The sequence below is a fragment of the Oleiphilus sp. HI0123 genome (genome assembly GCF_001635315.1).
This window is the reverse complement of sequence record NZ_LWGE01000677.1, coordinates 1-262: the sequence shown is the minus strand read 5'-3', so window position 1 is coordinate 262 and position 262 is coordinate 1. Positions and strand designations below refer to the sequence as shown.

Sequence of the window (262 nt, the reverse complement as noted above, 5' to 3'; positions counted from 1 at the left end):
CACCTGGTTTCCAACGTGCTTAATTTTTCCTTACTTGATTTACCGACACGCTATTTTCATGTGCCTGGATGGACTTCATCGCTAGTGTTTAAATTAACTAACCCAATGGGCTCAGTGATTAATACGTATGAGAAGTTTTTGAATTTATGGGATAGGGAGTATTTGGAAGAAAGTCTGACTATGAGCAAGTGGTTTGACGACATGGTAGATTATCCAGGGCGTACCATTCGGGAAATGGCGGTTCATATGATGATCAATAACA

The 262-nt window shown here is 40.1% G+C and carries 1 pseudogene; it reads left to right on the top strand.

Annotated features, from left to right (window positions below):
* Positions 1-15: 15 nt before the first annotated feature.
* Positions 16-262 (top strand): annotated as a pseudogene (locus A3761_RS26145) (alpha/beta hydrolase); the annotation flags it as partial.